The following is an 11079-nucleotide window of genomic DNA, read 5'->3' as shown; positions in this document are numbered from 1 at the left end:
AGCCGCACCAGCAATTCCATGAGCTTCTGGCGGTATTCTTCCTTGCTCAACAGCACCGCCAGCGCGAACAACGTGCCCACCGTGCCCAGCCCCAGCCAGAACAAATTCTCTTTGACGAACAGGCCGATTTTCAACACCCAGGCCGACAAGGCCGGAACCTCGGCCCGCCCGGACTTGAGCATGTTAGCAAACTTGGGCACCACCACGATGAACACCAGCAGCGTCGCCGCCACCCCTGAAAACACCAGAATACTCGGATAAATCAGCGCGTTACGCATTTCCTGGCTGATTTTAAGCTCATAGTCCATCTGGTCGGCGGCGCTGAGCAAGGCTTCGGCTAGCTTGCCGGTCATTTCCCCGGCGGCGGCGAGTTGCAGGACGTAATCGGGGAAGCCGAACTTCGCCTCCCGCAAGGCTTGGGTCAAACTACCGCCGCTCCGCAATCGAGCGTTGACCTCCTCGAAACCCAGCCCGATGGGACTGTCGCCGTGGGTCTGGCCGATGGACGCCACCGCCTCGGCCAGCGGCACGCCGGAGCGCAGCAGTATCCCCAGCTCGCGGATCACCAGCGCTTTGTCTTGGGCTTTGGCGGATTTTTTCCGACCCCGTGCGGCGGCGGCGGGTTGGTCCCGGTCCAGGGCGATGGGCGTCAAGCCTTGCTGTTGCAACAGCCGCGCCGCTTCGTTCTGGTCGCGGGCTTCCAAGCGGCCTTGGACGGTTTGGCCTTGCGCGTTGATGGCCCGGTATTTGAAATCCATATCAAGCGCAACCAAGTAGGTTGGGGTGAGGCACGAACCCCAACACGCCTATGACCGCTTGCGTTGGGGTTCCTTCGTCACCCCAACCTACGGCGCTAACCCGGTATTTGAAACCCACGCTCAATCCGCTGCCTCGCCCTGCCCCGTCACCCGCAGGATTTCATCCAAGCTGGTCTGCCCCCGCCACGCCTTGATGAAGCCATCCTCCCGCAAGGTGCGGAAGCCCTGGCTACGGGCCAGCTTAATCATTTCGCCCGCCGAGGCCCGCGACAGGATGGCGCTTTGCAATTCCGGCGTCACCTCGGCGAATTCGTAAATGCCCATCCGGCCCAAATAGCCCACGCCCTTGCACTGCGGACAACCCGCCGGTTCGCGCCAGTTCGGTTCGGACGTAAAAAAGCCGGGGAAGCGTTCCGCCAATTCGTCCACCATCGCCAGCACGGCGGGGGTGGGCCGCATTGGTTTCGCGCAGTGGGGACACAGCTTCCGCACTAGCCGTTGCGCCTCGACCGCCCGCACCGACGAGGCCACCAAAAACGCTTCCAAGCCCATATCCAGCAAGCGGTTGAAAGCGGCAATGGCGTCGTTGGTGTGCAGGGTGGAAAACACCATGTGGCCGGTCAGCGCCGATTGCACCGCGATTTCCGCCGTCTCCACGTCGCGGATTTCGCCAATCATGATGATGTCGGGATCGTGGCGGAGAATGGCCCGCAGCGCCCGCGAGAAGGTGTAGCCGATTTCCGAGTGAACCTGAATCTGGGTGATACCGGCCATGCGGTATTCCACCGGGTCTTCGACGGTGATGATCTTATGGCGCTGATCGTTGGCGACCTGCAAGGCCGTGTACAGCGTGGTGCTTTTGCCCGAGCCGGTCGGACCCGTGACCAACACGATGCCGTGCGGCTCCCGCGCCCAGCGCTGGAAGCTTTCCATGTGGTCGATCTCCATGCCCAGCTTTTCCAGCGACAAATCGGCGCGTTGCTTGGGCAACAGGCGGGCGACGATGGATTCGCCATGCACGCCCGGAATCACCGAGACGCGGATGTCCATCTCCACGCCGCCCGCCCGCACGGCGATGCGGCCATCCTGGGGCAAGCGCCGTTCGGCAATATCGAGGGCGGAAATCAGCTTGACCCGCGAGGCCACGGCGTCGAAGCGCTCCTTGGGCAAGGTGTAGCGGGTGCGGAGGAGGCCATCGACCCGGTAGCGGACGTGGAACACCTGCTCCTCCGGCTCGATGTGGATGTCGGAAGCCCGCTCGTCCACCGCTTGGGCCATGATGTTGCTGACCAATTCGATGATGGGCGCTTCTTCCGCCAGTTCGCGCAGATGGGCGATTTCGTCGCCGTGGAACGGGTCCGGCGGTTGCTGCAAGAGCTTGAGCAGCCGGTCCAAATCCTGGTTGGCGATGAAATGGAAGATAACCGAATGTTCAGGAAAACTGGCTTCGACGGTTTCCTGCAAATCGGAGCCGATGGGATTCCGGGCAACGCAATGAATGACGGCATCCACGCCCCCCCATAAGGCGACCTCCTGGGCGAGCAGCCAATCCACGCTCAAGCCGCCGATCCGGGCGGCGTCGAGGATCTCGGCGGCGCGGGTGGGCAATTCGTCGCCGCCCGCCACGGTCAATCCCAACTGCCCGGCCAGCGCCGCCAGCAGGACGTCTTCCGACAAGGCACCGATGCGGACCAGAATCGAGCCGATCCGCCCGCCGAATTGGCGCTGGAAGGCCAGGGCTTTGTCGAGGTCGAGGGCGGTGATTAGCTTTTGCTCTTGGAGCAAGACGCCGATGGGTTGCGGGTTCATTTAGATAGTTTTCAATGCGGGCACGGGCAGCATGGAGGAGTAGGTCGGGCTTTAGCCCGATACTGGATCAAACAAGGCGATAGAGTCGGGCTAAAGCCCGACCTACATCCGCGCTGCACCAATCCATTCTAGAGCACATCCGCGAATCCCCGCCGGGTTTTCTGAAACCAGACAAACCCCAGCCATGCCACAACCAACCCGGAAGCATAATAAATCGCCAAGCCCTGCCAGTCGGGTAATATACCCAAAATCAGGATATTTCGGGATTCTTCAATCATGAACGCCAAGGGATTGAGATAAAGTAAGACTCGATAATCTTCGGGCAAGGCGGAGGCGGGAAAGAATATCGGGCTAAGAAACATCATAATGGTCGTGACCATGCCGATAATCTGACCTAAATCCCGTAAATATACCCCCAGCGATGTAAGAAACCAGGATATTCCCATAATGACCAGCGCTAACGGCATAATCAATATTGGAAACAGAATCGCCGTCCAATTCAAAGATAAATGGGTAAGCCCATAGAATGCCGTTAATACGGTAACACTCACCGCCGTATGAAACAGGGCCGAACCCATATTCACCCACGGCAGGATCTCCAGCGGAAACACCACTTTCTTGACGTAATTGACGTTCTGCAAAATGGTAACGGGGGCGCGGTTGACGCATTCGGCGAACAGGCCGTGGACGATCATCCCGGCGAACACCAGGATGGCGAACTCGGTCTTGCTGTCCGAGCCGCCGCCCCAGCGGGCTTTAAACACCACGCTAAACACGAAGGTGTACACAGCCAGCATGACCAGCGGATGGAGGAACGACCAGAGGATGCCCATCATGGAACCCCGGTAGCGGCCCAGCACGTCGCGCCGGGTCATTTGCCAGATCAGTTGGCGATGACGCCAAAAGCTACGCCCCATGGCGAGGGGTGATACGGAAAAACCGGATAGACTCACTCGAAAGCACCTCGACGGAAGGGCGCACATCCTAGAGCAATCGGCGGGGAACAGGCAACCGGGGCTAAGGAATGCGCTCCGTTTCGCCAAGCCATTCATAGGATGGGTGGAGCTTCGCGGACGGAACCCATCATGCCGCCTGGCCCGAGGTGATGGGTTGCGGCACGCCGCAAGATTTTCGGAGTTGGCCGCATCCCATGGCGTACCTTCACCCATCCTATGGAAGCCACGTTTCGCCAATGGTTTGAAAGGGATAACATCGCTTCGAGCGATGTCAGCCCTGGCCCACCCACATCAATAACAGGCGGAGAATCCCCATGTCCTACCGGCGCATTCTGCTACTCCTCTTGCCCTTACTCATAAACATCGCCCTGGCCCGCCCGCTGCCGCCGGAGCAAGTGCCCGAGCCGCTCAAGCCTTGGACGGAATGGGCATTGTGGGATCAACAAGCCCAAACCTGTCCTTTCGCCAACGGTAGCCCCGACGAGCGCCGCTGTGTGTGGCCGACCCGGCTGGAACTCAATCTGGACGAACGGGGTGGGCGATTCAGCCTGACGGTGCGGGTCTATGCCGAACAATGGGCGGGCCTGCCGGGCGACGCCGAGCATTGGCCGCAGGACGTGCAAGCCGACGGCAAGCCAGCGGTGTTGCAAAACAACGGGGAAGCACTGCCCGGCTTGGTTCTGGCACCGGGCATCCACAACATCACGGGCCGCTACGCCTGGGACCGGCTGCCGGAAAACCTGCACCTGCCGGATAACACCGGCTTGGTGGCCCTGGCTGTCGGCGGCAAGCCCGTGCCGATTCCAGTCATCAACGAGCAAGGCCAGTTGTGGATACACGACGACGGCGCCAAGCCCGCTTCCGCCGAAATCACCGACACCCTGGCCCTCAAGGTCTACCGCCAGATCAACGACGGCGTGCCGGTCCAGGTGGCGACCCATCTGGAGTTGGACGTGTCGGGCCGCTCGCAGGAAATCCTGCTGCAAGGTGCCTTGCTGGAAAACGCCATTCCCTTGCGGGTGGACAGCCCCCTGCCCGCCCGCTTGGAACCGGATGGGCGGTTGCGGATGCAGGCCCGGCCCGGTCATTGGGCCATCGACATCACGGCCCGCCTGCCCGGCGAGGTGGCGTCCCTCAAACTGCCGGAATATTCCGAGCCGTGGCCCCGCGAGGAAATCTGGGTGTACGCGGCCCAGCCGTCGGTGCGCTTGGTGGAGATCGAGGGCGTCCCGACCGTGGACCCGCGCCAGACCGAGCTTCCCGACGTGTGGAAGGTTTTCCCCGCCTATCGCCTGGAGCCGGGCAACGCCATGAGCTTCAAGCAAATCCGGCGCGGCGACCCGGAGCCGGAACCCGACGCCCTCACCCTGCACCGGAAAATCTGGCTGGATTTCGATGGGCAAGGCTACACCGTCAACGATGTCATCGGCGGGCGCATGACCCGTGGCTGGCGACTGAACGCGCAACCCGGCACACAATTGGGCCGGGTATCCATCGACAACGAACCGCAATCCATCACCCGCGACGAGCAAACCGACGGCGTGGGCGTGGAAGTCCGCCACGGCCATCTCAACCTGTCCGCCGATAGCCGTCTGGCAGGCACCCGCGCCTTTCCGGCCACTGGCTGGAACCAGGACTTCCAGCAACTCAGCGCCGAACTGAACCTGCCGCCCGGCTGGAAACTGTTCACCACCACCGGCGTGGACGAGGCGCCCGGCACTTGGACTTCGGCTTGGACATTGTTGGACTTGTTTGTGGTGCTGATTGCCTCGTTGGCGGTGGCCCGGCTGTTCAACTGGCCGTCCGCCGCGCTGGCGCTGGCCGCGCTGCTGTTGCTGTGGCACGAGCCGGACGCGCCCCGCTATGTGTGGCTGAACCTGCTCGCCGCCATCGCACTGTTGCGGGTGCTGCCCGCCGGACGGTTCGCCACTGGCGTGCGCTGGTATCGCAACCTTACCGTGTTGGCGCTGGCGCTCATCGCGGTGCCGTTCATGGTCGATCAAATCCGCCTGGGGCTTTATCCGCAACTGCAACCGCCCTGGCCCATCGCCTACCCGACATCCGCCGCCGATGCGATGAATGAACAAGCGGCGGGGATGGTGGCCCCCACGCCCGAAGCGGACAGCCCCATGCGACCCCGTGCGCTCCGGGAGGAATCCAAGGCGTTCCGCAAGTCGCTGCAAGGTTTACCGGCCTCGGCCCCGCCCGCCGCCCAAACGCTCCGCGAAATCGACCCCAATGCCCTCACTCAAACCGGACCCGGCCTGCCGCAATGGCAATGGTCCCGGATCGTTTTGACTTGGAACGGCCCGGTGCTGCGGACCCAGGAAGTCGGGCTGGTGCTGCTCTCGCCCGTCGTGAATCTGGCGCTCAACGTGCTGCGGGTCTTGCTGTTGCTCGGTTTGGCTGGGCTGCTGGTGAGTGGCAAATTCAACTGGCGCGGATTCAAGCCCGGAGGCGCTGCACCGCTGCTGCTGGTTCCCTTGCTGCTGTTCCTGCCGTCCGCGAAGGGCGCGGATTTCCCGGACCCGCGCTTGCTGGACGAACTCCGAACCCGCCTGCTGGACCCGCCGGATTGCGGTTCCGACTGCGCGGAAATCCCCCTGTTAAAGCTGGACGCCAGCCCCACCGAACTGCGGCAAACCCTGGAAATCCACACCCTCGCCAAAGTCGGCGTGCCCCTGCCCGCCCAACTCGGCCAATGGCTGCCATCGCGGGCCGAGGTGGACGGCCAGCCCGCGCAAGGCTTGTTCCGCGACGAGGGCGGCTCACTTTGGCTGCTGCTCGATCCGGGCCGACACATGGTGACACTGACCGGCCCCTTGCCACCCCGCGAACAGGTCCAATTCCCCCTGCCACTCAAGCCGCACCGGGTCGAAGCCACGGGGCAAGACTGGCAGGTCGAAGGCATCCGCGAGAACGGCGTGCCGGACACCCAGCTACAACTCATCCGCACCACCCGCGACCAGCGCCCGGAAGCTCCGGCCACCCTGGAAGCCCGCCCGCTGCCGCCATTCCTAACCGTGGAACGCACCGTGCGGCTGGGCTTGGACTGGCGGGTGGACACCGCCGTGCGGCGGGTGGGGCCGGATGACAGCCCCGTCAGCGTAGATATTCCCCTGCTGCCCGGCGAATCGGTGGTCACCGGCGGGCTGCATGTCCGGGACGGCAAAATCGCCGTCAACCTACCGCCCGGCCAAACGGAACTGGGCTGGCAATCGGTCTTGGAAAAACAGCCTGCCATCACCCTCAAAGCGCCGGACACCAGCGATTGGGCCGAAGTCTGGCGGGCCGACGTGAGTCCCGTCTGGCACATGCGCAGCGAAGGCTTGGTGGTCATCCACCACGCCAACCCGGCGGGCCAATGGGCACCGGAATGGCGACCCTGGCCGGGCGAGTCGGCGACCTTGCATATCACCCGACCTGCGGGCGTGCCCGGCAACACGCTGACCATCGACAGCAGCGACCTCAACCTCAACCCTGGCGAGCGGGCCACCGACGCCACGCTCACGGTCAGCCTGCGTGGCTCCCAAGGCGGGCAACACGCGGTGACGCTGCCGGACGGCGCGGCGCTGCAATCGGTGACTATCGACGGCGCTTTGCAACCGATCCGCCAGCAAGGCCGCTCGGTGTCCCTGCCCATTAATCCCGGCGTTCAAACCGCCAGCCTGGTTTGGCGCAGCGAAACCGGCATCGTCACCCGGTTGCGTGCGCCGGAAGTGAATCTGGGCGCGGCCAGCGTCAATGCGTCCACCCACATCACCTTGGGCCGCGACCGCTGGGCGCTGCTGCTGGGCGGGCCAGCGCTGGGACCGGCGGTGCTGTTCTGGGGCGTGTTGGCGGTGATCGTGCTGCTGGCCTTGGGGCTGGGCCGCCTGCCGTTGACGCCACTCAAAAGCTGGCAATGGGCCTTGCTGCTGGTGGGGCTAAGTCAAGCGCCGGTGTTGAGCGGCGTGATGGTGGTGGGCTGGCTGCTGGCCCTGGCCTGGCGGGCCAAGGCGGGCCGCGACTTGGATGACTCCCGCTTCAACGTGCTACAAATCAGCCTCGCCCTGCTGAGCTTGGCGGCGCTGGCGGTGTTGCTGCACGCGGTGGAACAGGGCTTGCTCGGCCTGCCGTCCATGCAGATCGCGGGCAACGACTCCGACGCCTACCACCTCAACTGGTATCAGGACCAAAGCGGCCCGGCGCTGCCGCAAGCTTGGGTGGTGTCGGTGCCGCTGTGGGTTTATCGCGGGCTGATGCTGGCTTGGGCCTTGTGGCTGGCCTATTCGCTGTTGGATTGGCTGCGCTGGGGCTGGGGCGCGTATTCGGCGGATGGCTTGTGGCGGGCATGGCGGAGGCGCGTCAAGGAACAGGCGGACAACGAGGCCACCCGAACGGAGGATTGAGTATCTTTTTACCCAGCGTAGAATTTGCGTACTCAAAACGCAGTTTTTACGCATTCGAGGTCATCATGGCAAACGAAAAAGAATCGGTTCGGCTCAGCTTGGTGGTATCGCCGGAGTTGAACGAGCGCTTGGAGCAATTGGCGGCGAACAGCCACACGTCGAAGAGCGAAATTCTGCGGAAAGCGATTGCCTTGTTCGATGTGGTGGCCGAGGCCAAGGCCGAAAAGAAACGGATCGGCATCCTCAGCCAAGATAGGCAGCTTGAAACCGAGATCGTGGGCATCTGATGTCCGACCGGCAGATAAATCTGGGACAGCTTGTCGGGACTGACCACAAATACGAGCTGCCGGTCAGCAATGAATCACCTGAAGATGCGGTGGCCCGCCGGGCGCAGGAAGCCGCCGACGCGGAGCTGAAAAGGAAAATGACTTTCGGTGTCTTCCTCTTCTCGCTCGCGGTCACGGCGGTCATCTTTGGCGGGTGCGTTTACGTATTCGCGAACGGAGCGCCCGATGACAAAAAGTGGGCCGCCGGAATCGTCAGTGCCATTGCTTCGGGCTTAGTCGGTTTTTTGGTCGGACTGGGTAGAAAGTCATAGGGCGGATGGAGCGCAACGGAACCTGTCATGCCACCCGGCCTAGAGCGATGGATTCCGCTGTGCGCCACCCCCATGGTTTTACGATTCTTCCCTACAGCCGCCCCAACGCCGGTCCCTTCCCTTCCCCCAGCCAAGCCTTCCCCAACCGCCGCTCCATCGCCCGTACCTGCCCCGCATCCCCGCGCCGGGCATGGACCTCGCGCAATCCCCACAGCGCCCAGGCATTGTGGGGCGACTTTTCCAATACGGCTTGAAAAGCTGCCTCGGCCCCGGCCAAATCACCGGATTGCAAGCACGCCGCGCCAAGCGTCTGCCGCACCGGGTAATACCAGAACGGCGGTTCCATATACGGCAGGCGGTCTTGCACGGCGGCGGCGGATTCCAGTTGCGCCCTGGCGGCATCAAGGTCGCCCCGTGCTTGCGCCAAGCGGGCGCGTAACACCCGCTCGGCGATGTCCAGCACGTCCCCAGCGGGCACGCCCGCCGCCACGAGGGCGGACCAATCGGCGCCCTCCCGCAACCGGGCGATGGCGTTGGCTTCCCGCTCCGCACGATCCGCGTCTCCCGCCGTGGTCCCGGCCACGCCGCGGGCGTAATGCCAAGCGGCCTTCACATAGGGCAGCCGGTCGCCGGGATCGGGCAAGGCCAGGATGGCGTCCGGCGTGCCGAATTGGGCGTGGGCGAAGAACGGCGCGGCCTTGATGGGCTGTATCCAAGGCGCGGTTTCGGCGGCCCGGTCATCGACGAGCGCGGCCAGCTTCCTGGCGGCCTCGATGGCCGTGGCCCCGTCGCCCGCCATCTGCGCCGAGGTCATCAGGAAATGCACGTTGTGCGGGTAATAGCCGTCCGCGTAGAGTCCCGCCCGCTGGCCGACCTTGGCGAAATACGCCTCGTCCGCCGCCACGGCCCGGCGGTTGGCCTCAATGGAATCCTGGTAGCGGCCCACCCGGTAATAGACGTGCGCCGGCATATGCACCAAATGCCCGGCGCCCGGCATGAGCGCGCCCAGCCGGTCGGCGTGGGCCTCGGCCCGCGCCGGACGGTCGGACGCCTCCACCGCGTGGATGTAGTAATGGATGGCGCCCGGATGCTCCGGGTTGCGCCGCAACACCCGCTCCAGCACCGCCAGCGATTCCGCCATGCGCCCCTTCGGCTTGGCGCCGCCGGCTTCCCAATAATCCCAGGGCGACAGGTCCATCAAGGATTCGGCGTACAGCACCGCGATTTGGTCGTCTGCGGGAAACCGCGCCGCCGCCTCGCCCATGGCGTCGGCGTAGGCACGGTCCAAGGCGGCCCGCTCGGCCCGCGTGTCTGGGGAATAGCGTTTCGCTAGGGCTTCGATCAAGGCCCGCTCGCGCGGCGCCGCTTGGCCGGAAAGGGCGCGGGCCTTGCCGATGGCGTCCAGGGCTGGACCCAGCGCGGCGGACTCCATGGGCGCGTTGATGTTCGGCCCCAGCGCCAGCGCCTCGCCCCAAAAGCACAGGGCGCAAGCGGGGTCCAGCCGCTGCGCTTGGCGGAAGGCCCGCCGCGCCTCGGCGTGGTTGAAGGCATACGTGAGCCGCAAGCCCTGGTCGAAATAGGCTTGCGCCAACGGCGCGGCGGTGGTGATGGGATAGTGAAGCGCGCCAAGGCCGGGCAGCAATTCCGCTGGCTCGTCCGCCGCCGTTGGGGTTGTCGGCCCGCTTCCAGCGGGAGGGCGGAAGGCTTCGGTGTGATGATGGGCGGGGGAGTGGTCCGCCAGGGTGTCCGATTGACGGAAGGGGCGGTGCTGGGGTTCGCAACCGAAAAGCCCGAGTGATAGCAGGATGACGGTTAACGGCGCGATCAAAAGTTGCGGTGCGATCATTTTGGCTACCCTCCTGCCGATTGATCTGATGGCTATTTTCGGACCCGCGAGAATAGCGCCCCGTTCCCGGACTCACGTCCACAAATCCCCCAGCGAAAACCCCACCGCGTCGAATGGCGGCAAAGCGACGGTTTCCTCATCTTCAAGCGTCGCCAGCAAGGTCCATAATCCCGCCCTTAACTCATAGGCTTCCAGGGTCCGCTGACGGGGATCGACCAGCCAGCAATGGGTAACGCCAAACCGGGCATACAGCGGCATTTTCTTGGCCCGGTCCTTCTTGGCGGTGTGCGTGGACAACACTTCGCACACCCAATCGGGCACGGCCTCAAAGCGGTGCCCCTTGGGTATCGACGGCATCCGCTCGCGCCGCCAACCCGCCAAGTCCGGCACGGTCACCTCGGTGTCGCGGACGAAATGGACCTCGGGTTCGATCAAAATCCACCAGCCACCGGGTCCGCCCCGGCCTTTGCTGAATGGCCCGCCCACGGTGTAGCCCAGGTTGAATTCCGCCAAGCCGTGTGGACCCGACGGGCGCGGCTGGGTGTACAACTGGCCGTCGATGATCTCCCCCACCCGATTTTCCGGCAGGGCTTGGAGTTGGTCGTAGAGGCTGGGCAAGGGCGGCGGGCGAATAGCATTCATCAGCGGGTACTCCCGGCAAAGGGTCGGAACATTGAGCGGATTTTATACCAGGGCTTACACAGCGGGCCGTTCGTGCCGA

The 11079-nt window shown here is 64.0% G+C and carries 8 protein-coding genes; 3 read left to right on the top strand and 5 right to left on the bottom strand.

The annotated features are described in order from the left end of the window. From ACXWUF_RS11100 to ACXWUF_RS11090, 3 genes are all read right to left on the bottom strand, one after another. A partial coding sequence (locus tag ACXWUF_RS11100) for a type II secretion system F family protein (protein WP_458494742.1) occupies positions 1-758 on the bottom strand: 758 nt, incomplete at its 3' end. Positions 759-878: 120 nt separating this feature from the next. After that, positions 879-2567, bottom strand: coding sequence for a GspE/PulE family protein (locus ACXWUF_RS11095; protein WP_458494741.1), 1689 nt, complete (start codon positions 2565-2567; stop codon positions 879-881). 128 nt (positions 2568-2695) lie between these two features. Further along, positions 2696-3442, bottom strand: coding sequence for an ABC transporter permease (locus ACXWUF_RS11090; RefSeq protein WP_458496888.1), 747 nt, complete (start codon positions 3440-3442; stop codon positions 2696-2698). Positions 3443-3837: 395 nt separating this feature from the next. Between ACXWUF_RS11090 and ACXWUF_RS11085 the strand changes: the two genes are divergently transcribed. The 3 genes from ACXWUF_RS11085 to ACXWUF_RS11075 all read left to right on the top strand — a co-directional run bounded on the left by ACXWUF_RS11085 (position 3838) and on the right by ACXWUF_RS11075 (position 8512). Continuing rightward, a complete protein-coding gene (locus ACXWUF_RS11085; protein ID WP_458494739.1) occupies positions 3838-7914 on the top strand; it encodes a hypothetical protein in 4077 nt (1358 codons plus the stop codon). Between the two features lie 65 nt (positions 7915-7979). After that, a complete protein-coding gene (locus ACXWUF_RS11080; RefSeq protein WP_458494738.1) occupies positions 7980-8201 on the top strand; it encodes a ribbon-helix-helix protein, CopG family in 222 nt (73 codons plus the stop codon). Beyond that, a complete protein-coding gene (locus ACXWUF_RS11075; RefSeq protein WP_458494737.1) occupies positions 8201-8512 on the top strand; it encodes a hypothetical protein in 312 nt (103 codons plus the stop codon). Before ACXWUF_RS11080 ends, ACXWUF_RS11075 begins: the two co-directional genes overlap by 1 nt. Positions 8513-8603: 91 nt before the next feature. On the opposite strand, the gene ACXWUF_RS11070 is transcribed toward ACXWUF_RS11075, so the two are convergent. Together ACXWUF_RS11070 and ACXWUF_RS11065 are read right to left on the bottom strand one after the other, a co-directional pair. Further along, complete coding sequence (locus ACXWUF_RS11070) at positions 8604-10358, bottom strand: tetratricopeptide repeat protein (protein ID WP_458494736.1); 1755 nt, start codon at positions 10356-10358, stop codon at positions 8604-8606. A 72-nt stretch (positions 10359-10430) separates the two neighbouring features. Then, complete coding sequence (locus ACXWUF_RS11065; protein ID WP_458494735.1) at positions 10431-11000, bottom strand: Uma2 family endonuclease; 570 nt, start codon at positions 10998-11000, stop codon at positions 10431-10433. Between the last annotated feature and the right edge of the window lie 79 nt (positions 11001-11079).

It is taken from the genome of Methylomagnum sp. (assembly GCF_054333355.1).
Note: the sequence above shows the minus strand (reverse complement) of the source record. Positions and strands in the feature narration are given on the sequence as shown.

Excerpts from the sequence above, each read along its gene's own strand:
- ACXWUF_RS11075 (WP_458494737.1), top strand. The coding sequence starts at position 8,201 with ATGTCCGACCGGCAGATAAATCTGGGACAGCTTGTCGGGACTGACCAC.
- ACXWUF_RS11085 (WP_458494739.1), top strand. The coding sequence starts at position 3,838 with ATGTCCTACCGGCGCATTCTGCTACTCCTCTTGCCCTTACTCATAAAC.
- ACXWUF_RS11065 (WP_458494735.1), bottom strand. The coding sequence starts at position 11,000 with ATGAATGCTATTCGCCCGCCGCCCTTGCCCAGCCTCTACGACCAACTC.
- ACXWUF_RS11090 (WP_458496888.1), bottom strand. The coding sequence starts at position 3,442 with ATGACCCGGCGCGACGTGCTGGGCCGCTACCGGGGTTCCATGATGGGC.
- ACXWUF_RS11070 (WP_458494736.1), bottom strand. The coding sequence starts at position 10,358 with ATGATCGCACCGCAACTTTTGATCGCGCCGTTAACCGTCATCCTGCTA.
- ACXWUF_RS11080 (WP_458494738.1), top strand. The coding sequence starts at position 7,980 with ATGGCAAACGAAAAAGAATCGGTTCGGCTCAGCTTGGTGGTATCGCCG.
- ACXWUF_RS11095 (WP_458494741.1), bottom strand. The coding sequence starts at position 2,567 with ATGAACCCGCAACCCATCGGCGTCTTGCTCCAAGAGCAAAAGCTAATC.